Origin of the sequence: Methylobacterium sp. 4-46, from assembly GCF_000019365.1 — a bacterium.
Taxonomy (GTDB): domain Bacteria; phylum Pseudomonadota; class Alphaproteobacteria; order Rhizobiales; family Beijerinckiaceae; genus Methylobacterium.
Genome location: NC_010511.1, coordinates 4,240,169 through 4,261,214 on the forward strand (window position 1 = coordinate 4,240,169; position 21,046 = coordinate 4,261,214).

Sequence of the window (21,046 nt, forward strand, 5' to 3'; positions counted from 1 at the left end):
GCTCAGAGCCTCGCCCCCGAAGCGCCCGCACCGGCGTCAGGTGCCCCCCTGGCGAGCACGTCGCCGCCGGACGTGAGCAAGCTCTCCTCGGTCAAAGGTCTGCTGCTCATCTTGGCGGGGATCGTGGTGGGCGGCGCGGGCTACTCCTACTCTTACACCCACACCTCCCCGTTGGGGACGCTGGTCGGCATGCTCGGCATCGCGCTCTGCATCCTCGGCACCGCCAAGGCGGAAGGGCCGGTGCACCGATAGGGGCTTGGCGGTGGGCCGCGATGGGCCCGCGGCAGGTCTGATCCGGGATCCGGTTGATCGAAGCGGATCCCGGATCCCAAGCCCGCGCGGCGCTTGAGCGAAGCCCCAATCCGCCATCCCGAAGGGATCAAGCGGATTGGGTATGATGCCGCGTTGCCGCCGGACCGGGGCCGGGAAGGGCGGGTCGGGGATCGGTTCAGGGTGGTCAGCGGGGCCTCAGGGGGCCCGCATCCTTCAGAGCAGATGGCGGGACGGACCCTCGTGCCTCATGCCTCGTTCCGGCGGTCTGGCCCGCGATGGGCACCCGGCATCCGACGAGAACGGACGCCGCCGCCATTCAACCGGCAGCGTCCTCGCCGCGTCGTCCTCGCGCAGGCCAAACAGCGCTTCAGCGGGACTCTGGCCAAGGGCGGGCGGGTGCCAAGGGCGGGCGGGTGACTGGGATGATGGGAGGACGTGCATCGGTAGGGGCGGCCTGCCGGCATCTCCTGGCGGGGACCCCGCTACGCCCGCTTCGTCACCCCACCCCATCCACCCGCCCGCCTTTGGCCAGAGCCGCGCTGAGTGAATGAGCGTCTCCGAGGTGGGCCGGCCGCATGAACCGCTTCACTCCTGGCCCAACCGCCATCATCCACCGCGTCTCACACTTCCGAGTCAGTCGCAAGCATATTTTGGAGAGAATGATAGCATAGTGCGCAGCTCATAGTCAAATCAAATATGCCATCTGCAATAGCTAAATGCCCGTCAGATGAAAAATGCTGCTGATCGTCGTGTAGAATAGTTTTATGATTAGGAATTGTATATCGAAAGATATTTTTGTTCAGGCGCTCTGAATTGTTTTGATTGAAGAAATCGATGTAATCACCCATCCGTGGAAATCTTTCAGAAAGCCCCGGTCCCGGAAGCGGCAGATCGACCACAACGACGATCATCAATGGGAATCTTTGTTGTAGCGCGTTGATGGTTTTCGTATATTTCTCCGATATGTCATCGATTTTGTCGAACGATGAGGTTTCTTCCTTATGGAGCCAGATCTGTGTGTAGCCCCATAGGCTGACGAAAATATCAGCGCCGAGCGTTGATAAGACGTCCTCTAGTCCACGGCCGATCCCCGACTCATAAGCAGGCCACTGCATTCCCCTAAGGCTTGTATTAGTCATGTATACTTTTTTGTTAAGATGCGATTCGTATCTTTGTGCTAATATGCAAGGAAATGTATTCTCAAACCGAGTTGCAAGATACGGATTGTGAATGCCGTATTCATCATATCGGACCGGCCGCGGAAGCGAGAGCGAGTCGCCCCTGACTACCAAATGAGCGTGGCTCTTTTGCTTCAGCACATTGATTGCGTCCGACGGATCGGCTCCGCTGAGAACGGCCTCGTTCGGATAGCCGTCCCGAAGGAGTTGATTGGCGTGACTCGTGTCCACGGATTTCGCTTCCGGTTCGGGTGCTGACGGACGTCATGGGGCCGAGGCGGTCGGCGTCAGATCCACGACGCGTAACACGGCTGCCGCCACTCAGTCCGGAGGCGGGACAGGGCACTCGGCCAGGTGAGAGGCTGGCGAGGCGGATCCCCGAGCCCGGCGGGCGACGTCCGATACCCGGGCGGCCGCTCGCGATGCGGATCCCGGCGTCGCTCGGGCGGGCGCAGCCAGGCTCCGCCGCCCGGGCCGGCCGGTGCGGGATCCGCTCAGCTCAACCGGATCCCGTGTCAGATGTAGCGCGTGAAGAACCGCTCCCAGAGCAATCCGACAAAAGTGAGAAGTGCCGACACCAGCGCGACATACGTGAGTGAGGCGTCGGGCGTGTACTGAGGGTAATAGGCGGATCGAAACACCATGATGAGGTTCGTCATCGGGTTCCACAACATGACGTGATAAATTTCGGACGGCATGCCGTCCGGAAGAAAAAACACGCCACTCAGGGCGTAGAATAGAATAATGAAAAGGGCGAACCCTAGCTGGAAGGGCGGGAAGATATGGACGACATTGCAAGAGACTATACCAAGACCAAATGCGAAAAAGATCGAGGTCAGGATCGACATAATGGCGAGAAACGCATTGTCGGGAATCGGATTGACGCCGGAGACGGCCAGAATGAACATGATGAGCGACACGCTCATGCACGCATTCAGAATCTCGACCAATCCGCGCGACAGGCAGACATCCAGGAATTTCACGTCGGGAAATGAGAGGAGCGGCTTGTTCATCAGAACTCCCTCCATCATCTTTCTGGAGAGATAGATGAAGATGATCATCGGCGTCATGCCGGTATGGATGAACAGGGCCGTGCTCTCGCCGATCGGCGCCGGGACCTTTCGGACCAGGAAGGTGACGACCAGCACGAAGAGGTGGGCGACCGGCCAGCCGACGATGATCACGTAGCCCCACATGGTGCGGCCGAATCGCGTGCGGATGTCGCGCAGGATCAGCGCGTGCAGCACCTGCAGCTGGATCTGGAGGGCCGATTGCTGGTGAAGCGGCGTTGCCCTGTCGGTCGCATGCGCCAAAGTCGTCGCTCCCGCGGTGAGGTTCCGGCGCTGCCCTCTGGACTCCCTTTGCGGCGTCCGCAAGGCTGGCGATGGCCCGGCCGCGCGGGCCGCGACCGGGCCCGGCCCCGAGGAGCCGGCCCCGAGGAGCCGGCCGCGAGGGGCCGGCGCGCCTCCTCCCTCGGCGGACGACGGCCCCTCGGCCAAGGTCTCTCGGCCAAGGTCTCTCGGCCATCCGGCCGGTTTTGCGGCGCTGCGGCCGCGTGCTAGAGCCGCATTTCCCCGATACCGCCAAGCCTTGCGGCTTTGGGCGCTCGACGAAAACAGGCGGCAGGCAATGAAGGACATCCTCGATCGGCTGGACCAGCGGCGCGCGCAGGCCCGGCTCGGCGGCGGCGAGAGCCGTGTGGCGGCCCAGCACAAGCGCGGCAAGCTCACGGCGCGGGAGCGCATCGAACTCCTCCTCGACACCGGCTCGTTCGAGGAATTCGACATGTTCGTCCAGCACCGCTCCATCGACTTCGGCATGGAGAGGCAGAAGATCCCGGGCGACGGCGTCGTCACCGGCTGGGGCACCATCAACGGCCGCACCGTCTTCGTCTTCTCCAAGGACTTCACGGTGTTCGGCGGCTCGCTCTCGGAGGCGCACGCCCAGAAGATCATCAAGGTCCAGGACATGGCCCTCAAGATGCGCGCCCCGATCATCGGCCTGTTCGATGCCGGCGGCGCCCGCATCCAGGAGGGCGTCGCCGCGCTCGGCGGCTACGGCGAGGTCTTCAAGCGCAACGTCCTCGCCTCGGGCGTGATCCCGCAGATCTCGGTGATCATGGGGCCGTGCGCCGGCGGCGACGTCTACTCGCCGGCCATGACCGACTTCATCTTCATGGTCCGCGACACCAGCTACATGTTCGTGACCGGCCCGGACGTGGTCAAGACCGTGACCAACGAGGTCGTCACCGCCGAGGAGCTCGGCGGCGCCAAGGTCCACACGGCCAAGTCCTCGATCGCGGACGGCGCCTACGAGAACGACGTCGAGGCGATCCTGCAGATCCGGCGCCTGATGGACTTCCTGCCGGCCAACAACCTCGAGGGCGCGCCGGAGATCGAGAGCTTCGACGACCCCTCCCGGCTCGACAAGAGCCTCGACACCCTGATCCCGGACAACCCCAACAAGCCCTACGACATGGGCGAGCTGATCCGCCGGGTGGTCGACGAGGGCGACTTCTTCGAGATCCAGGCGGCCTTCGCGCGCAACATCATCACGGGCTTCGGGCGGATCGAGGGGCGCACGGTCGGGCTGGTCGCCAACCAGCCGATGGTGCTGGCCGGCGTGCTCGACGCGGACGCCTCGCGCAAGGCGGCCCGCTTCGTGCGCTTCTGCGACGCGTTCGGCATCCCGATCGTCACCTTCGTGGACGTGCCGGGCTTCCTGCCCGGGACGGCGCAGGAATATGGCGGGCTCATCAAGCACGGCGCCAAGCTGCTCTTCGCCTACAGCCAGGCGACGGTGCCGCTGGTCACCGTCATCACCCGCAAGGCCTTCGGCGGCGCCTACGACGTCATGGCTTCCAAGCACATCGGCGGGGACGTGAACTACGCCTGGCCGAGCGCGCAGATCGCCGTGATGGGCGCCAAGGGCGCGGTCGAGATCATCTTCCGGCAGGACATGGGCGATCCCGACAAGATCGCGGCGCGCACGGCCGAGTACGAGGAGCGCTTCATGTCGCCGTTCGTGGCGGCGGAGCGGGGCTACATCGACGAGGTGATCATGCCCCACTCGACCCGGCGCCGGGTGGCGCGGGCGCTCGCCATGCTGCGCAGCAAGGAGAGCGAGCAGCCCTGGAAGAAGCACGACAACATCCCGCTCTGAGGGAGCGGGCGCCCCGGAGGGGCGCGGGCGGAGAACGGCACCGGCGGTCATGAGACAGGACCGCCGGTCTCATCCGACGTCCGGGTGATGGCTTCGCCATCTCCGATTTCGGCCATGCGGATGCCGGCTTCGCTCAGGTGCCGCGCTCAGGCGCCGCGCAGGCGTGTGATCCGGGATCCGCTTCGATCGAGCGGATCCCGTCTCAGACCTGGGCGCCGGCCGCGGCGCCGGTCAGCCGGACGAGCACGATCTCGGGCGGCACGCCGAGCCGCACCGGGATCCGGCTGAGGCCGAGCCCGCCCGAGACGACGAGGTGGCGGCCATTCTCGACCACGTGGCCGTAGACGTAGCGCTGGCCGAAGCGCGAGGCCGTGACCGGCGAGTGGCCGAGGAGGCGCACCTGCCCGCCGTGGGTGTGGCCGGCGAGGGTGAGGGCGACCCGACCGGGAACCTGCGGGAAGATGTCGGGCTCGTGCGCCATCAGGATCACCGGCGCGTCGTCCGTCACGGCGGCGAGGGTGCCGGGAATGTCGGCGAGGCCGTGCCAGAGCCCCTGCGGCACGAAGGGCTCCTGGTCGGCGAGTCCCGCGAGCCAGAAGGGCTGCCCGTCCTTCACGAGCCGCAGGGCCGCGTTCTCCAGGACCGTGATCCCCTGCGCCTCCAGCACCCGGCGCGCCTCCACCGGGCCGCGCCGCCGCGCCTGGGCGGCGGCATCGTCCCACCAATCGTGGTTGCCCAGGACCGCGTGCACGCCGAGCGGTGCCCGCAGGGACGCCAGCCGCTTGGCGAAATCCGCGAGCGCCACCCGCCGCAGGGCGACCGGCCGCGCGCCGGGGTAATCCCCGAGCAGGAGGACGAGGTCGGGAGCGAGGGCGTTCGTCGCCGCGACGATCTCCTCGACGCGCCCCAGCGACATCCAGGGCTCGCCGACGTGGAAATCGGCGAGCGCGGCGATGCGCAGCGACAGGGCCCGCGGCCAGTTCGCCGGGCGCGGCGCGTAGGGAGTGACCACGAGGCGCCAGGCGGGCTCGACCGCGCCGCCGTAGAGGCCCGCCCCGGCTCCGAGCGCCGCGAGACCGGCGGCGCCCGTCAGGACCTGTCGCCGGCTCGGCATGATCAGCATCGACGCGAGTTCCCCCGGCGCGTGGCCGCCGGCCCACGGCTCAGGGGAACAGGTCAACCGTGAACAACCGGTTCAACCGCGGACGCGCATCCCCATCAATCGGCGATCTCGTGCTCGTGCCGGATCGGCCGGCGCGCCGCGGTGGCGCAGTCGGGCTTGCCCCGGGTCGCGCGGGCCGCCGCCGCGAGGGCCGGCAGCGCCAGGGGACGGAATCCGGCCGTCACGCCAGCCTCGCGCGGGCGGTTCGTGGCCGCTTCGGTCGGGCTCTGCGCTTGCGACACCATCAGTTCGTTCCTCTCGTCACCTCGGCTCTCGCTCGGCCGGTCGCCGCCGATAAAACGGCCGAACCGGTCGGCTCTCGGGCGCCATTGCGGCCCGGCGGGGGCAAGGTGGGGGCGGCCCCGCCCCAGAGATGGACGCGAGATGAACGACACGGGAGCCGACCCGGACCAGAATGGGACCGGGCTCGGCCCAAATCTCTGACCTTTGACGCATTCTTCGCGACGAAACGGCCTTGTCCGGCCGAGGACCCGGGAGAGCCCCGCTGACCGGTTCAGGCTCTCCAGCGGGAGGGCCGAACCGGTCGTCGCAGCGCCTGAGCGGAGTGGCGTGCGGCGATGCTGCATGGGGTCTCGGTCCCGCATCGTCGCCGCCGCGCCGGCGAGGGCGGGGCTCAGACCGCCGTCAGGTTCCCCTGACGGATCCACTCCGCGGTGCGGTCGAGGGCGCGGGCGAGCCGGTCGAACAGCGCGTCGATCTCGTCGGGCGCGATCACCAGGGGAGGGCAGACCGCGACCCGGTCGCCCGCGAGGAAGCGCACGATCAGCCCCTCGGCCTGCGCGAAGGCCACGCAGCGGGCGGCGACCCCGGCCTTCGGGTCGTACTGGCGCTTCGTCGCCTTGTCGGCCACGATCTCGAGGCCCCCGATCAGGCCGATGCCGCGCGCCTCGCCGACCAGGGGATGCTCCGCCAGGGCCGAGAGCCGGCGCTGGAAGTGCGGCGCCTTCTCGGCGGCCGCCTCGACGAGGCGGTCGCGCCGGTAGATCTCCAGCGCCTTGATGGCGACCGCGCAGGCGACCGGATGCCCCGAATAGGTGGTGCCGTGTCCGAAGGTGCCGATCTTGCGGCTCTCGTCGAGCATCGCCTGGTAGAGCGGCTCCTCCACCGTGAGGCCGCCGAGGGGCATGTAGGCCGAGGTGATCGCCTTGGCGAAGGACAGGCTGGCGGGCCGCATCCCCATCGTCTCGGCGCCGAACCACGTCCCGAGCCGGCCGAACCCGCAGATCACCTCGTCGGCCACGAAGCGGATGTCGTAGGCGGCGAGCACGCGCCCGATCGCCTCGAAATACCCTGTCGGCGGCACGATGGCGCCGCCCGCGCCGAGCACCGGCTCGGCGATGAAGGCCGCAACCGTGTCGGGATCCTCGCGCTGGATCAGCGCGTCGAGTTCGGCCGCGAGCCGGGCCGAGAAGGCCTCCTCGCTCTCGCCCGGCTCGGCGCCGCGGTAATGGTGCGGGCAGCGCGCGTGCAGGAAGCCCGGCAGCGGCAGGTCCCAATCCGCGTGGTTGGCGGGCAGGCCGGTGAGCGAGGCCGAGGCCACCGTGACCCCGTGATAGCCCTTGACGTGCGAGATGATCTTCTTCTTGCGCGGCCGCCCGAGCGCGTTGTTGAGGTACCAGGTGAGCTTGACCTGGGTGTCGTTCGCCTCGGAGCCCGAGGAGGTGAAGAACACCTTCGAGACCGGGATCGGCGCCAGCTCCTTCAGGATCTCGGCGAGTTCGATCGCCGGGTCGTGGCTGCGGCCGGAGAACAGGTGCGTGAAGGGCAGCCGCGCCATCTGCTCGCGGGCGGCCTCGACCAGCTCCTCGTTCGAGTAGCCGAGCGCCGTGCACCACAGCCCCGCCATGCCCTCGAGGTAGGGCCGGCCGTCGGTGTCGTAGACCCAGACGCCGTGGCCGCGGTCGAGGACGAGCGGCCCGGTCTCGCGAAACAGCGCGAGGTTGGTATAGGGATGGATCAGGGTCTCGACGTCGCGGGTGGCGAGGTTCGACAGCATCGGCAGGGTCCCGGGATCTCGGCCGCTCCGCGGGATGGCCGCGGGCCTCTCGGGGCGCTTCGGAGAAAACCGCCCGCCGCCACACTAGCGGCGCGATGCCCCCGCACCAAGGCGGCCCGCGCATGAGACCTCTTCCAAGCATGATCGACCCCGCCTCCCTCGTCTCCCAGCCCGCGCCCGGGCGCGCCTGCGGCGCCTGCACCCTGTGCTGCAAGGTCTTCGACGTGCCGGCGGTGGAGAGCGTCGCCGGGACGTGGTGCCGGCACGCCGTCGCCGGCCGGGGCTGCGGCATCCACGCGACGCGGCCGGATCATTGCCGGGCCTTCCACTGCCTGTGGATGACCGAGGGCTGGCTCGGCCCGGAATGGAAGCCGGACCGGGCCAAGATGGTGCTGACCCAGGATCCGGTCACCCGCTTCCTGAACGTCCAGGTCGATCCGGGCCAGGCGGGCGCGTGGAAGCGCGATCCCTACTACGCCCAGCTCAAGCGCTGGTCGGTGGCCTCGCTGCCCCGGAAGCGGCACGTGATCGTGTTCGTGAACAAGCACGCGACCGTGGTGCTCCCCGACCGGGACGTTCCCCTCGGGGTGTTCGCGCCGGGCGACCGGCTGGTCGCCCGCGAGCGGATGACGCCGGCCGGCCTCGTGATCGACGTCGAGAAGGTGCGGGACGCGGCCTGAGAGCCGCGCAAGGCACCCCGTCAGGCCGGACCGGCCGCGCCGCTCCGCCGCGCGATCACCGCCACCGGCCCGCCCCCGTCCGGCCCCTGGAACTCGGCCCCGCCGGAGACGAACAGGTCGGTGGCGCCGACGAGACCCGCGAGCGCCCCCGCCACGAAGCCGCGGGCGTGGCGGGTCGGCGCGATGTCGGAATCGGTCAGCATCGTGTGCCGCCGGCCCCGGATCGCGCCGTCCGCCGAGGCCTCGGCCTTGGCGAGGAGGGCGGCGAGCCTGGCCCGGCCGGCCTCGTCCACGAACCCGTCCGGCCCGAGCAGGCCGAGCCGCCCCAGGCAGGCCGCGACCGGCCGGAGGTCGATCGCGTCCGCCATCACGGCGTGATCGATGACCAGGGGGCCGGTCCAGTCGGGCGACATCCCCATCACCACGACCTCGTGGTCGAGGAGCTCGACCCCCGCGGAGGCGCCGCAGCGGCGGGCGTGACGTCCCGGATCGGTCTCCGCCACGGTCTCGCCGATCGCGGCGGCCGGGACCTCGCCAAGGGCGAGGGCGGCGCCGAGCGCCGCGGCCGCGCGCGAGAGGCCCATCGACTTGAGCGTGTCCCGGGTCGCGGGTGCCGCGCCGCGGGCGAGGGCCGCCCCGATCCGCTCCGAGGTGAGGAGCGGGCACTTCACCTGGACGTAATGGACCTGACCGGCGTCGAGTCCGGCCTCGCGCATCGCCGCCCGCACGCCGGCGGCCACCATCTCGACCTGGGCGCGGCGCCCGAGATCCTCGGCGGCGAGGGGCGGCGTGCGGGCCTGCCCGACCGCGAGGGCCGGGCCCGGCCCGGCCGCCTCCCGGGCGGCGATCACGAGCCAGTGCGGCGAGAGCCCGCCCTCGGTGCCGCCCGACATCACCATGGCGATCCGGCCGAGCGCCGCCTCGCCGATCAGCGGCCCGAACAGCCCGCGCAGGGCCTGCACCGCCAGCGGGCGGGTGAAGTCGTTGACGCAGCCATTTCCCTCGGTCTTGGCGAAGACCGCGACCACGTCGCCGGGATCGAGGCGCCCGTCGCGCAGGGACGCGGCGATGGCCGAGACGTCGTCGGGGGCGGCCATCGGCAGGCGCAGGATCTCGGCGCGGCGGGGCATGGTGTCGTCTCCTCCCCGCCTGCGGCGGGGCGCGGGGCATCCCCTCGATCCGCCGCCGGCAGCAACCGCCGTGCCAGGGCGCCCGGTCGCGGCGCGGCGGTGTGGTGATCCGACGCGCGACCGCGCGCCATTGCTCGGGGCGGGAAACGGGCGTTATGAGGAAGCGAAGGCGCCCGCCCGCCCCGTGGCGGATCGGCACCCGCGCGCGGCCTCGGCCGAGCGCCTCGCAACCCTGCTCTCGCACGGGCAGCCCTGCTCTCGAACGGGAAGGACCGGATGCGGAGCGACGCCGGAGACGGGCGGTCGCGCGGGGCGGCGCCCGCGGGTGATGCGGGGGCGGCCGCGTGAACCGCCGGCCGATCTCGCTCGCGGTCGGCGTCGCCTGCCTCGCCGCCTGCGGCCTCGCGGCCGCCGCCGGCACGGCCGTGATGCCCTCCTACCTCGCCGCCTGGCTGGTCCTGGTCTCGCTGCCGGCCGGCGCGCTGCCGCTCCTGATGGGGCTCGAACTCGCGGGCTTCGCCCACGAGCCGATGGCCGCCTCCCTGCGCCGTCTCCTCGCGCTCCTGCCGATCGCCGCGCTGCTGCTGGTGCCGATCCTGCTCAACCTCGGCGCGCTCTACGGCTGGGGCCGGGGCCTGCCGCCCCGCACGGCGCTCGCGGCGATCTGGTTCACGCCCGCCTTCTTCACCCTGCGCAGCCTGTTCTACCTCGCGGTCTGGCTCTGGCTCGCCGAGACCTTCCGGCGGGCGCCGCTCGATCTCGCCCTCGAGGCCGCGGCGGCGCGCCGCCGCCGGGCCGTGATCGGCATGGTGCTGCACGCGGTGCTGGGCACGCTCGCGGCCGAGGATTGGGTGCACTCGGTCGATCCCGCCCGCGCCTCGGCCGCCTTCGGGCTCCTGGTGATGACGATCCAGGCCGGGCTCGCCCTCTCGGCGGCGGCGCTGATCGCCGCGCGGGCGAGTTCCGGCCGGCCGCTGCGCGACAACCGCATGGCGGCGGCCTTCACCGACCCGATGCTGGTGCTGCTCGCCTGCTGGGGCTTCGTGCACTTCGTGCAGTACCTCGTGGTCTGGTCGGCGAACCTGCCCGACGAGGTGCGCTGGTACCTCGACCGGGGCGGCACGCTCGCCCGCGTCGGCGCGGTCGTGGCGCTCGCCACCGGCGTGCTGGCGCTTCTCGTCCTGCTGCCGCGGCGCGTGGTCGGGCGGCCCGCCGCCCTCGTCGCCATCGCGGCCCTCGTCCTGGTGCTGCACGGCGCCGAGATGTTCTGGCTCGTGACGCCGGGCTTCCGCGGGGCTTTCCGCTTCACCTGGCCCGACATGCTGGCTCTGGTCGGCGTGGTCGGGGTGGCGGCGGGCCTGTCGGGGCGCGTCGAGCGCAGCCTGTGGCGGGCGCATCCGTGAGCGGGCGAGGATGGCGGCAGATCCGCGTCCCGGCCCGCTTCGCGTCCGGCCGCTCCCCCGCCGCCACCTGCCGGGACCTCCCTCGACACCGGTTCCGAACCCGCTCGGAGCTTCCGCGGCGGCCGCGGGACGGGACCGCCCGCCTCAGGCGGCGGGCTGCAGCGCCCCGGCCGCGACCTCCTCGATCAGCCGCAGGTGGCGCGGCAGGCAGACCCGGGCGAGGTCGTAGCCCTCGGCGCTCCGCCGCGCCGCCGCCCGCATCGCCCGGAAGGCCTCGGGCTCGGCCAGCGCCCGCACCACCGCCTCGGCGATGGCCGCCGGGGAGAAGAAGTCGACCAGCACGCCGTTCTCGCCGTCGCGGATCACCTCCTCGACCGGGGGCGTGGCCGAGCCGATCACCAGGCAGCCGGCCGCCATCGCCTCCAGCATCGACCAGGACAGGACGAACGGATAGGTCAGGTAGACGTGGGCGGCCGAGACCTGGAGCAGGTTGAGGTAGGTCCCGTACGGGATCCGCCCGACGAAATGCACGCGCGACAGGTCGAGATCCGCCCTGACCTCGTCCAGGAAGATGTCCTTCCAGGTCCGGCCGGCGGGGGGCTTGGCGCCGTAGCTCACGTCGCTGCCGCCCACCAGCACCGCCCGGGCCTGCGGCCGGCGCCGCAGGATCTCGGGCAGGGCCCGCATGAAGCTGTGGTAGCCCCGGTAGGGTTCGAGGTTGCGGTTGACGAAGGTGACGACCTCGTCGCCCGGGGCGCAGCTGGTGCCGGTGCGGTCGAGGGTGATCCGCGCCCGCGGATCCGGCCGCACGAGGTCGGTGTCGATGCCGTCGTGGATCACGCTGAGCCGCGGCCGGAACGGGGCGGGGACCCGGCTCGCCTGCCAAGCCGTCGGCGAGACGAGCCAGTCCGACGCCTCGAAGGCCAGGTAGGCGGCGGCGTTGCGCACGCGCACGGCGAACAGCCCCTCACCCGCCCGCACGGGGAATTCCGGGTCGAAGCCGACATCGGCGCCGCGCGCGCCGTAGCTGAACTCGACGAAGCTCAGGAGCCTCGCCTCCGGCCAGACGTCCTTCAGGAACAGGGTCTCGCCCCAGCCCGGATGGCCGCAGATGACGTCGGGCGCGAAGCCCTCCTCCCTCAGGCGCAGGGCGGCGCGGGCCGCCGCCTCGCCGCGCAGCACCTTGGTCTCGAAATCCTGGGCGAGGCGGTGGATGCCCGGGGTCGAGCGCCCCTCCACCGCGTAGCGCAGGTGGCGCACCCCCGGCAGCGGCGGCGCCGGGTTGATGCCGAGCGCCACCACCGCGTGCCCGGGCCGGGCCGCCAGCGCCGGGGCGACGTGGCGGTACTGGCCCGGGAAGTTCTGGTGGACGAAGAGGACGCGCATCGCCGCGCCGGGCTCAGCGCTCGTGGCCCGCCGTCGCGGTCGTCTCCTTCACGGGCGAGAGCACGTAGTCGATCACCCGCCGCGAGCCCGTGCGGATCTCCGCCGTCACGGTCATGCCGGGGGTGAGCGGCACGGTCTTGCCGTCCGCCTCGATCGTCGCGCGCGACAGCTCGATCGTGACCGGGAAGACCAGGTTCTGGGTCTTGGGCGTGCCGCTCACCGGGCTGAGGCCCTGGCCGCGGCTCATCGAGACCGCGTCCGAGGCGCCGCTCGCGTCGCGGTCGTCGACGGCGTCGCGGGAGACCCGCGCCACCTTGCCCTCGATGCTGCCGTAGCGGGTGAACGGGAAGGCGTCGATCTTCACGACCGCCTCCTGGCCCGGGATCACGAAGCCGATATCCTTGTTCTGGACCATGGCCTCGACCTCGATCGGCCCCTCGCTCGGAACCACCACCAGGAGCGGCTGGCCCGCCGTCACCACTTGGCCGAGCGTCGTCACCGCGAGCTGCTGCACGGTGCCGCTGATCGGCGCGGTGAGCCGGGTGCGCTCGCGCTTGAGCGCCGCCTTGACCACGTCCTGCCGCAGGGCGTCCCGCTTCTGGGCCGCCTCGGTCACGGATTGGTGCTGCTTGGCGACGGTCTCGGTCGCGAGCTGCTCGACCCGCCGCTGCAGCGAGACCGCGGCGGCCTGCGCCTCGATCAGCTGGCCGCGGTCGTAGGCGAGGTCCGCCGCCACCTGCTCGACCTGCTGCACCGCATCGATCACCGCCGCGCGGGTGCCGGCCTGGCGGGCGACCAGGGTCTCGCGCATGTCGGCCCGCTCCTTGAGCACCGCCTGCAGCCGCTCGCGCGCCGCGATGCTGGTGGCGAAGCGCTTCTGCGTCGCGTCCTTCTCGGCGATCTGGGCGAGCAGCGCGTCGCGGGAGGCGACGTACTGCCCGATCTCGGCCAGCATGGCGGCCCGCTCCCGCGCCTGCACGGCGGGCGGGATGCTGGCGGGGAACGCGACCGGGCTCGTCGCCGGCTGGTTGGTCTCGACCGCCGCGACCGTGGCCTGGCGCCGGATGATCTGCGCCTCCAGCGAGGCGAGGTCGCCGCGCCGCGCCGCGAGGTCGGCCTCCGCCTCGGTCGGGTCGAGCTCGATCAGGAGGTCGCCCTCCTTGACCCGGGCGCCGTTCTCGACGTGAACCGCCAGCACCTTGCCGGTCTCGAAGGGCTGCACGACCTTGGAGCGCCCGCTCGGCTGGATGCGCCCGCTCGCCACCGCGTGGATGTCGAGATGGGCGAGGAAGCTCCACAGGAGCGCCGCCGCGAACATCAGGCAGATCGTCCAGGTGAACAACGTCGCCTGCGGGGAGGGCGGCGTGTCCAGGATCTCCAGGTGGGCGGGGAGAAATTCCTGGTTCTCGCGGTTGACCGCCATCGCCCGCACCCGCTCGGTGAGGCGGCGGGGGGAGAGCGAGCGGGCGGTGGGCAGGGCCGGCAGCCGGTTGCGCGCGGCCGGGGCCGGGGAGGGGGCGGCCTGCCCCTCGGGGCGGGGTTCGGGGTTCGCGGTCACGCGGCGGCTCCCTGCTCGGCGGATCCGTGGTCGGACTGCATGCGCCACAGCCGGCCGTAGAGCGAGGTGGGACGCTCCACGAGGTCGCGGTGGGTGCCGTCCTCGACGATCCGCCCGTCCTGCAGCGCGATGATGCGGTCGCAGCCGCGCACCGCCGCGAGGCGGTGGGCGATGATCACGACGGTGCGTCCGCGCACGATGTGCCGCATGTTCTCCTGGATGATGCGCTCGCTCTCGTAGTCGAGGGCCGAGGTCGCCTCGTCGAGGATCAGGATGCGGGGATTGGTGGCGAGCGCCCGCGCGATGGCCAGCCGCTGGCGCTGGCCGCCCGAGAGGTTGGCGCCGCGCTCCTCGATCGGGGTGTCGTAGCCGAGCGGCAGGCGGTTGATGAACTCGTCGGCGCCCGCGAGGCGCGCCACCTGGATCACCTGCGCGCGCGACAGGCCCGGATTGGCCAGCGCGATGTTCTCGAACACCGTCTTGTTGAACAGCAGGTTCTCCTGCAGCACGACGCCGATCTGGCGGCGCAGCCAGGCGGGGTCGACCTGCGCGATGTCGATGCCGTCGATCAGCACCTGGCCCTTCTCCGGCACGTAGAGGCGCTGGAGGAGCTTGGTGAAGGTCGACTTGCCCGAGCCCGAGGGCCCGACGATGCCGAGCACCTGCCCGGCCGGGATCTCGATCGAGACGTCGCGCAGCACCTCGGGCGTGCCCGGCTGGTAGCGGAACACCACGTTGCGCACCGTGATCTGGCCCTTGGCGGGGGGCAGGTGCGCCTGGCCCATCGAGCGGGTCTCGGGCGGGCAGTTGAGCACGTCGCCGAGCCGGTCGATCGACACCTTCACTTGCTGGAAATCCTGCCAGAGCTGCGACAGGCGCAGGATCGGGGCCGTGACCTGCCCCATGATCATGTTGAAGGCGATCAGCGAGCCGACCGTGAGGTCGCCGTTCATCACCGCGTAGGCGCCGAAGAAGAGCACGAGCGCGGTCGTCACCTTGTTGATGTACTGGATCGCGTTCTGGCCGATGCTGGCTACGACGCCCGCCACGAAGGAGGTCTTGACGTAGGCGGCGAGGCGCTCCTCCCACTGCGTGCGCAGAGTCGGCTCGACGGCCAGCGCCTTGACCGTGTGGATGCCGACCACCGACTCGATCAGGAACTGGCTCGACAGGGCCGAGCGGTTGAAGCGCTCGAGGGTCTGCTCGCGCAGGATCGGCCGCAGCACGACCGCCACCAGCACGTAGCAGGGGATCGACAGGGTCACGATCAGCGCCAGCAGCGGCGAGTAGAAGTACAGGATAACGATGAACAGCAGCGTGAACGGGATGTCGATCGCCGAGGTGAGGGCCTGCCCGGTGAGGAAGCTGCGGATCGTCTCCAGTTCGCGCACGCGCGCGACGGTCTGGCCGGCCGGCCGGGTCTCGAAATAGCCGAGCGGCAGGCGCATCAGGTGCTCGAACAGGCGGGCGCCGAGTTCGACGTCGATCCGGCTCGTCGTGTGCGTCAGGATGTAGCTGCGCAGGTATTGCAGGACCACGTGGAACAGGCCGAGCACCACGAGGCCGACCGCGACCAGGGTCAGCGTCGAGTAGCCGCGATGCGTGAGGACCTTGTCGATCGTGATCTGGAAGAAGATCGGCGTGATGAGGGCGCAGACCTGGATGAAGAAGGAGGCGACCAGGACGGTCAGCAGCGGCTGGCGGTAGCGCCAGATCGACGGCACGAACCAGCTGAGGCCGAAATCGTGGATGACCTTCTGCAGGCTGGCCCGGCGCGCGATCAGGATGATCGACCCGGTCCAGCGGGCGACGACGGCGTCGGCCGGCACGTGCTCGGCGGTGCGGGCCGCCGCGTCGATGATCCGGTACTTGCCGTCGTCGAGGCGCCGCCCGAGCAGGACGAAGCGCCCGCCCTCCATCTCCAGGATGGCGGGCAGCGGGATCGATTCGAGGCGCTCGGGCTTCTGCTTCTCGAGCAGGCGGGCCTTGAGCTTGAGCTGGCGGGCGCCGCGCACGAGGTCGACGGCGCGGGCGGGCTGCACGCCGAGGCCGAGCTCGTGGCGCACCTGCGCGGGCTCGCAGGCGACCTGGTGGAACGAGGCCACGAGCGCCAGGGCGGCGAGGCCGGAATCGATGACGGGAGCCGGCGGCGGCGCGTGCGCGGCCTTCGGTGGTTCATCCGGGGAGGGGCGCCCCGCCGGTGACACGACCTGTCCTTCCATGCCCGTTCCCTTCGTCTCCGCTCACGTTGCCGGCGCGCCGAAGCGGATACCAACGATATTCGACCGCGTGATGAATGTCGCGCCGCAGAGCAACGAGGATGCTGCCGGTGGGCGCGTGATGGCCATTGGCGATGAAGTTGGCTGAATTGCGGGCGGGGTGTCCGTGCGCCAGCGCTCCTTGCCCGCGACCGAAGGCGCGACTAGGGTCCCGCGGCGATTTGAACCGCCGGCCTCGGGCCGCCCTGCGCGCATCGCAGGTTCTCTTGAAGGTGGAGTGACAGCCATGGGCTTTCTGGCCGATGCCCTCTCGCGCGTGAAGCCGTCCGCGACGATCGTGATGACCCAAAAGGCGCGCGACCTGAAGGCGAAGGGCCGGGACGTCATCAGCCTGTCCGTCGGCGAGCCGGATTTCGACACGCCCGAGCACATCAAGCAGGCGGCCATCGAGGCGATCCGCCGTGGCGAGACCAAGTACCCGCCGGTCTCCGGCATCGTGCCGCTGCGGGAGGCGATCGCCCGCAAGTTCAAGCGCGAGAACGGCCTCGACTACAAGCCGTCCCAGACGATCGTGGGCACCGGGGGCAAGCACGTCATCTACAACGCCCTTCTCGCGACGCTCAACCCGGGCGACGAGGTGGTGATCCCGCGGCCCTACTGGGTCTCCTATCCGGAGATGGTGGGGCTTTGCGGCGGCACGGCGGTGTTCGCCGACACCACGATGGCGAAGGCCTTCAAGCTTCAGCCCGAGGATCTGGAGCGCGCGATCACGCCCCGGACCAAGTGGCTGATCCTGAACTCGCCCTCGAACCCGTCCGGCGCGGCCTACACGCGGGCCGAGATGAAGCGGCTGACCGACGTGCTGCTGCGCCATCCGCACGTCTGGGTGCTCACCGACGACATGTACGAGCACCTCGTCTACGGCGATTTCAGCTTCGTGACGCCCGCGCAGGTCGAGCCCGCCCTGTACGAGCGCACCCTGACGATGAACGGCGTCTCGAAATCCTACGCGATGACGGGCTGGCGGATCGGCTACGCGGCGGGTCCCGAAGCCCTGATCAAGGCGATGGATTTCGTGCAGGGGCAGCAGACCTCCGGCGCCTGCTCGATCGCCCAATGGGCGGCGGTGGCGGCCCTGGACGGCCCGCAGGACCACCTCGCCGAGTTCCGGGCGGCCTTCCAGACCCGGCGCGACCTCGTGGTCTCGATGCTCAACCAGACGCGGGGGCTGCGCTGCCCGACGCCGGAGGGGGCGTTCTACGTCTACCCGTCCTGCGCCGAGCTGATCGGCCGCCGCACGCCGGAGGGCCGGGTGATCGAGACGGACGAGGATTTCGTGTCGGCGCTCCTGGAGAGCGAGGGCGTGGCGGCGGTGCACGGCTCGGCCTTCGGGCTCGGCCCGAACCTGCGCATCTCCTACGCCACGTCGAATGCCGTGCTGGAGGAGGCCTGCACGCGCATCCAGCGCTTCTGCGGCGCCCTCAGCTGAGGGCGGGCCGGGATGGGCCGAGACCCGGCCCTCCCGCCCAGCCCCGTGTCCGGCGGCGCCCCGCCGGCCTTTGCCGCTTGCATCGGCGCTCCGAGCCGTGCTATCGCCCGCGGCGTCGGCAGGAACCGCGCTCGGCGCGATGCCAAGTCCCTCCGGGACGGGCCCGACCGGCAGGCGGCGCTGAGCGATCGGCCGCTTGCTGGGGGATAGTTTAACGGTAGAACAGCGGACTCTGACTCCGTTAGTCGTGGTTCGAATCCACGTCCCCCAGCCATTGAAATCACCCGTCAGGTCAAGGGCTTGGCGGGTTTTTTGTCGCGCGAGCCTGGCGACAATGTGTTTCGACTGGCTGCAACACGACCCCTAGATTTACAATGGGTTACAGCAGTACGTCGGCTGCTCCGTGCAACACGGATGGAACACGAAACCGCGCTCCCACAAGAGACAGGGATGGTGGTTCATGCCCTCGTGAGCCGGGCGATGCCCGACGTAACCCACGGCAGGGCAGGGGGTGCATCCGAGACGTGTTTCATCCCCTTGGGAACGCTCCTGCAGGCAGCGAGCCCCGCGCGGCCTCGGGCTTTGGCATCAGCGTCCGGGATCCATTCGGGCAAGGACAGAGGCCTAGCTGTGCCCCGCTTCCTCGATCGCAGCCCCCTCAGGTGTGAAGCTACTGCTCTGTCTTGGCATTGCCACGTGCTGAATGAGGCGCCAGGATTCGTGACCAACACGGCCGGGGGCACAGCGCATCTGTATCCTCGATGAGCGAAGGGAACCGCTCATGACTGGCTCGAAAAGCACGTCGACCTCAGAACACAAGCTTGCGCAGACCAACAAACTTTTAATCTGTAGGTCCTGGGTTCGAGTCCCAGCGCGCTCACCACAGATTTTGCCTGCTCGGTCAATGACTTGGCGGGCTTTTTCATGACCCTCCCTTGCCCTTTCCGTGTTGCAACGGCGTGCAACACGACTCCTGAATTTACAATGGGTTACAACCGAGCGTCGGCGGCTCCATGCAACACGGATGCAACACGAATCCAGTCCGCTTGGCGCTCTTCAGACGGGCCCAAGGGTCGCATTCCGTGAGCCAGCTGCCGTACATGCTGAGCCCCGCGCTGATGCTCTCTTGAGGCCCTTGGCAAGGCCGAGTAGGGGAGGGCGAGCGGCTACCCCAGCTGGTCACTGAGGCTGGCCGGTACAGCCAGAGAGGACCGGCTCAGGGGATCAACCTGTACCTCAGCCATTCTCGATACGGCGCATCGCCTTCAGAGCACGGCCTCGATCAGCCCGAGCGATCTCGCCTCTTCGGCCTCAATGTACCAGTTCGACGGAGCCTGCTGCAGGAGCTCTTCCATCGTGACCTGGGAGCCGCGAATCAGGTTTTCAAAGCCCTCGTTCTGGATCGCGATCGAGGCTTCGATCTCGTGCAGCGTCGCCTTCACAGTCGCGATGCAGGTGGTCAGCGGTCCATTGATCGTGAGCTCCTTCGCGAGCTTGCGCTCGTGGATCATCAGCCGCGTGCCGCGGGTCAGGTAGCGGTTGGCGCGAACAAAGAAGCTCATGAAGGTCGTACCGGCCGAGTAGATCGCTGCCTTGCCAAGAAAGACGAAGCGCCGGTCCGGGCTCATCTCGCTGTGGTAGCGGATGTCCTCGCCCATCATGCGTGCGACCTCGGGGTCGCCTCCGAGCGTCGACAGCTCGACCACGACGAGGTTCTGCGAGGCCTGCTCGAACTGACGGCGGAAGTCCCGGTACATGTCATAGTCGACCGGCCCCGAGAGCAGGACGGCAGGGGGCTCGAACGCGGGTGGCGGCAGCGGCGAGGTGTCCATGAGGGCTCCTGATGGGATCGGCTCCGGCGCCGGATGAGCGCCTTCCTCTGAACTGGGCGGCTACGACCCCGGTTGCACCGCAGCATGCAACAGTGAGGCTGCGAACGGCGAGTTCGAGATCCGAGGCGCAGGAGGTACAAGGTGCCGTCTTGGGCCGTCCCCGGCAGGAACGAGGAGCCCTAGCCGATGCCGTGCTGCCGCCGGGCAGGTGGGGTGCTGACAGCCCCGCCTTCGCCCGTGCGATAGTACTCTGAGGCGGCTAGATCGCGCATAATGGCACCTGCCGACCGTCAGCCGAATGCCCGATGGCCGCCAAGCGCCCTGATGCCGATCCGCGCGAGACGCTCGCGGAGGTGAATCGGATAAGCGATGAAGGCGTCGGGCAGCGCGAGGCGCAGGTCCGGCTCGTCACCGACCTGCATGCGCGAGGCCTCGATGCGTCCGAGGAGCAGGAGCGTCTGTACCGCCCGCCGATTGTGAGACACCGGTTTGAACCCTATGCGGCGAGAGCCGCAGGTGGAAGCTGCGCGGCCCGAATAGCGGCCGGTGGGCGGAAGCCGTGCCGCTCGATCAGCCACGTCGTATTGTAGATCTCCCGGAACACCAGCAGCGCGCGGCGCAGATCCTCGACGGTGTCGAAGCGCTCCACCCAGAGCAGGTTCTCCTTGAGCGTGCGGATGAACCGCTCAGCGTAGCCGTTCCCCTCCGGCGCCCGCACGAAGGCGGGCGAACTCGCGATGCCCAGGAACGCCAATTCTGACTGGAAATCATCCGATAGGTACGGGCTGCCGTGGTCGTGCCGGACACTCAAGCCGCTGGCGATCCGCGCGCTGAAGCCACCGAAGCGCTGCCGCACGCCATGACGGATCGGCTCCAGCGCCTCGAAGCGCGTGGCCCGTCGCGCCGCATGGATGCCGACACACGCGGCCGAGCAGGGGTCGACGGCCACCAACACCGCGACCTGCCCCTCGCCGGTCCACGGGGTGGTCAGGTCGGTCCCCCACATCGTGTCCACCGCCTCCGGGAGGATGGTGCCATCGTGGGTGCGCGGACCGCGCGGCGCGCCGACGCGAGACGGGGCGAGCAGATCATGGTCGCGCATCAGGCGCAGCACGCGGCGCTTGGAGGTGCGCACGCCCGTGTGGCGCAGGCGCGCCCAGACCTTGCGGTGACCCTCGCCGTGGAAGGGGCTGCCGGTGAGGGTGGCGCGGATCTCCTCGAGCAGCGCGGCATCCGGCATCGGCCGGGCTGGTTCGAGAACTACAACACCGTCCACCCGCACTCCGGTTTGCGCATGCTCTCACCCCGGGAGTTCCTCCGCCAGAGTGCCGAGGCCCGGCCCGCTCCCTCGATCTGCTAACCCAGGGCGCTCACGATGCCCGATATCCGCACGATCGGCGACACGGATGGTGCAGCGTTGCCGTAGACGGCATCGAGAATGGCGTCGGCCGGCTTGGTCCAGATGCGCTCATCAAGCTTAAACCCGAGAAGCGGTTTTGAAGCGACATCCGCAACTGTCATGTTAGCCATGATTGTCTCTCTCACCCACTCGCGCCA

18 protein-coding genes, 1 tRNA gene and 1 pseudogene are annotated in these 21,046 nt (G+C 69.7%); 7 read left to right on the top strand and 13 right to left on the bottom strand.

The window, feature by feature from the left end; all coding sequences use genetic code 11:
- Positions 1 to 72 precede the first annotated feature (72 nt).
- Complete coding sequence (locus M446_RS18275) at positions 73 to 252, top strand: hypothetical protein (protein WP_012333583.1); 180 nt, start codon at positions 73 to 75, stop codon at positions 250 to 252.
- A gap of 641 nt (positions 253 to 893) precedes the next feature.
- Here the strand turns inward: M446_RS18275 and M446_RS37340 are convergent.
- Both M446_RS37340 and M446_RS18280 read right to left on the bottom strand, forming a co-directional pair.
- On the bottom strand, positions 894 to 1,682 hold the full coding sequence (locus M446_RS37340; RefSeq protein ID WP_150108690.1) for an SGNH/GDSL hydrolase family protein: 789 nt from the start codon (positions 1,680 to 1,682) through the stop codon (positions 894 to 896).
- A 284-nt stretch (positions 1,683 to 1,966) separates the two neighbouring features.
- On the bottom strand, positions 1,967 to 3,091 hold the full coding sequence (locus M446_RS18280; RefSeq protein WP_265576379.1) for an ABC transporter permease: 1,125 nt from the start codon (positions 3,089 to 3,091) through the stop codon (positions 1,967 to 1,969).
- On the opposite strand from M446_RS18280, the gene M446_RS18285 reads away from it, so the two are divergent.
- The gene (locus tag M446_RS18285) at positions 3,081 to 4,613 is read left to right on the top strand and encodes an acyl-CoA carboxylase subunit beta (RefSeq protein WP_012333586.1); all 1,533 of its coding nucleotides are present in this window, start codon (positions 3,081 to 3,083) and stop codon (positions 4,611 to 4,613) included. The genes M446_RS18280 and M446_RS18285 overlap by 11 nt on opposite strands.
- A 202-nt stretch (positions 4,614 to 4,815) precedes the next feature.
- Here M446_RS18285 and M446_RS18290 read toward each other — a convergent pair whose 3' ends face one another.
- From M446_RS18290 to M446_RS18300, 3 genes are all read right to left on the bottom strand, one after another.
- A complete protein-coding gene (locus tag M446_RS18290) occupies positions 4,816 to 5,736 on the bottom strand; it encodes a metallophosphoesterase (RefSeq protein WP_012333587.1) in 921 nt (306 codons plus the stop codon).
- 95 nt (positions 5,737 to 5,831) lie between these two features.
- Complete coding sequence (locus M446_RS18295) at positions 5,832 to 6,020, bottom strand: hypothetical protein (protein WP_018259976.1); 189 nt, start codon at positions 6,018 to 6,020, stop codon at positions 5,832 to 5,834.
- A gap of 389 nt (positions 6,021 to 6,409) precedes the next feature.
- Complete coding sequence (locus tag M446_RS18300) at positions 6,410 to 7,792, bottom strand: aminotransferase (protein ID WP_012333589.1); 1,383 nt, start codon at positions 7,790 to 7,792, stop codon at positions 6,410 to 6,412.
- Between the two features lie 140 nt (positions 7,793 to 7,932).
- On the opposite strand from M446_RS18300, the gene M446_RS18305 reads away from it, so the two are divergent.
- The gene (locus M446_RS18305) at positions 7,933 to 8,472 is read left to right on the top strand and encodes a hypothetical protein (RefSeq protein ID WP_012333590.1); all 540 of its coding nucleotides are present in this window, start codon (positions 7,933 to 7,935) and stop codon (positions 8,470 to 8,472) included.
- 20 nt (positions 8,473 to 8,492) lie between these two features.
- Here M446_RS18305 and M446_RS18310 read toward each other — a convergent pair whose 3' ends face one another.
- Entirely contained in the window at positions 8,493 to 9,602 is a 1,110-nt protein-coding gene (locus tag M446_RS18310) for a ring-opening amidohydrolase (RefSeq protein ID WP_012333591.1), read from the bottom strand.
- A gap of 344 nt (positions 9,603 to 9,946) precedes the next feature.
- Here M446_RS18310 and M446_RS18315 point away from each other — a divergent pair, with 344 nt between their 5' ends.
- Entirely contained in the window at positions 9,947 to 11,005 is a 1,059-nt protein-coding gene (locus M446_RS18315) for a hypothetical protein (protein ID WP_012333592.1), read from the top strand.
- A gap of 144 nt (positions 11,006 to 11,149) precedes the next feature.
- Here the strand turns inward: M446_RS18315 and M446_RS18320 are convergent, their stop codons facing one another.
- From M446_RS18320 to M446_RS18330, 3 genes are read right to left on the bottom strand one after another with little or no spacing between them, the layout of a single operon-like run.
- Positions 11,150 to 12,391 carry a glycosyltransferase family 4 protein gene (locus tag M446_RS18320; protein WP_012333593.1) on the bottom strand — a complete coding sequence of 414 codons (1,242 nt, stop codon included), beginning with the start codon at positions 12,389 to 12,391 and terminating at the stop codon, positions 11,150 to 11,152.
- Between the two features lie 13 nt (positions 12,392 to 12,404).
- Positions 12,405 to 13,949, bottom strand: coding sequence for an HlyD family type I secretion periplasmic adaptor subunit (locus M446_RS18325; RefSeq protein WP_012333594.1), 1,545 nt, complete (start codon positions 13,947 to 13,949; stop codon positions 12,405 to 12,407).
- Entirely contained in the window at positions 13,946 to 16,171 is a 2,226-nt protein-coding gene (locus M446_RS18330) for a type I secretion system permease/ATPase (protein WP_012333595.1), read from the bottom strand. The genes M446_RS18325 and M446_RS18330 overlap by 4 nt, the downstream gene beginning before the upstream one ends.
- Here M446_RS18330 and M446_RS38195 point away from each other — a divergent pair.
- From M446_RS38195 to M446_RS18340, 3 genes are all read left to right on the top strand, one after another.
- Entirely contained in the window at positions 16,170 to 16,316 is a 147-nt protein-coding gene (locus tag M446_RS38195; RefSeq protein WP_168169163.1) for a hypothetical protein, read from the top strand. The two genes, M446_RS18330 and M446_RS38195, sit on opposite strands and share 2 nt — an antisense overlap.
- Before the next feature lie 138 nt (positions 16,317 to 16,454).
- Positions 16,455 to 17,657, top strand: coding sequence for a pyridoxal phosphate-dependent aminotransferase (locus tag M446_RS18335; RefSeq protein WP_012333596.1), 1,203 nt, complete (start codon positions 16,455 to 16,457; stop codon positions 17,655 to 17,657).
- A gap of 200 nt (positions 17,658 to 17,857) precedes the next feature.
- A tRNA-Gln gene (locus M446_RS18340) sits at positions 17,858 to 17,931 on the top strand.
- Positions 17,932 to 18,922: 991 nt separating this feature from the next.
- On the opposite strand, the gene M446_RS18350 is transcribed toward M446_RS18340, so the two are convergent.
- The 4 genes and pseudogenes from M446_RS18350 to M446_RS38200 all read right to left on the bottom strand — a co-directional run bounded on the left by M446_RS18350 (position 18,923) and on the right by M446_RS38200 (position 21,019).
- Positions 18,923 to 19,489, bottom strand: coding sequence for a hypothetical protein (locus M446_RS18350; RefSeq protein WP_012333597.1), 567 nt, complete (start codon positions 19,487 to 19,489; stop codon positions 18,923 to 18,925).
- 290 nt (positions 19,490 to 19,779) lie between these two features.
- Complete coding sequence (locus M446_RS39020) at positions 19,780 to 19,911, bottom strand: hypothetical protein (RefSeq protein WP_018263422.1); 132 nt, start codon at positions 19,909 to 19,911, stop codon at positions 19,780 to 19,782.
- A 74-nt stretch (positions 19,912 to 19,985) separates the two neighbouring features.
- Positions 19,986 to 20,741: pseudogene (locus M446_RS18355) on the bottom strand (transposase); the annotation flags it as partial.
- Between the two features lie 104 nt (positions 20,742 to 20,845).
- The gene (locus M446_RS38200; RefSeq protein WP_168169164.1) at positions 20,846 to 21,019 is read right to left on the bottom strand and encodes a hypothetical protein; all 174 of its coding nucleotides are present in this window, start codon (positions 21,017 to 21,019) and stop codon (positions 20,846 to 20,848) included.
- Between the last annotated feature and the right edge of the window lie 27 nt (positions 21,020 to 21,046).

What these genes read in the sequence shown, in the direction of transcription:
- M446_RS18295 (WP_018259976.1), bottom strand. Translation starts at nt 6,020, where the DNA reads ATGGTGTCGCAAGCGCAGAGCCCGACCGAAGCGGCCACGAACCGCCCG.
- M446_RS38195 (WP_168169163.1), top strand. Translation starts at nt 16,170, where the DNA reads ATGCCCGTTCCCTTCGTCTCCGCTCACGTTGCCGGCGCGCCGAAGCGG.
- M446_RS18335 (WP_012333596.1), top strand. Translation starts at nt 16,455, where the DNA reads ATGGGCTTTCTGGCCGATGCCCTCTCGCGCGTGAAGCCGTCCGCGACG.
- M446_RS18330 (WP_012333595.1), bottom strand. Translation starts at nt 16,171, where the DNA reads ATGGAAGGACAGGTCGTGTCACCGGCGGGGCGCCCCTCCCCGGATGAA.
- M446_RS38200 (WP_168169164.1), bottom strand. Translation starts at nt 21,019, where the DNA reads ATGGCTAACATGACAGTTGCGGATGTCGCTTCAAAACCGCTTCTCGGG.
- M446_RS18290 (WP_012333587.1), bottom strand. Translation starts at nt 5,736, where the DNA reads ATGCTGATCATGCCGAGCCGGCGACAGGTCCTGACGGGCGCCGCCGGT.
- M446_RS39020 (WP_018263422.1), bottom strand. Translation starts at nt 19,911, where the DNA reads ATGCAGGTCGGTGACGAGCCGGACCTGCGCCTCGCGCTGCCCGACGCC.
- M446_RS18300 (WP_012333589.1), bottom strand. Translation starts at nt 7,792, where the DNA reads ATGCTGTCGAACCTCGCCACCCGCGACGTCGAGACCCTGATCCATCCC.
- M446_RS18285 (WP_012333586.1), top strand. Translation starts at nt 3,081, where the DNA reads ATGAAGGACATCCTCGATCGGCTGGACCAGCGGCGCGCGCAGGCCCGG.
- M446_RS18305 (WP_012333590.1), top strand. Translation starts at nt 7,933, where the DNA reads ATGATCGACCCCGCCTCCCTCGTCTCCCAGCCCGCGCCCGGGCGCGCC.
- M446_RS18310 (WP_012333591.1), bottom strand. Translation starts at nt 9,602, where the DNA reads ATGCCCCGCCGCGCCGAGATCCTGCGCCTGCCGATGGCCGCCCCCGAC.
- M446_RS18350 (WP_012333597.1), bottom strand. Translation starts at nt 19,489, where the DNA reads ATGGACACCTCGCCGCTGCCGCCACCCGCGTTCGAGCCCCCTGCCGTC.
- M446_RS18280 (WP_265576379.1), bottom strand. Translation starts at nt 3,091, where the DNA reads ATGTCCTTCATTGCCTGCCGCCTGTTTTCGTCGAGCGCCCAAAGCCGC.
- M446_RS18320 (WP_012333593.1), bottom strand. Translation starts at nt 12,391, where the DNA reads ATGCGCGTCCTCTTCGTCCACCAGAACTTCCCGGGCCAGTACCGCCAC.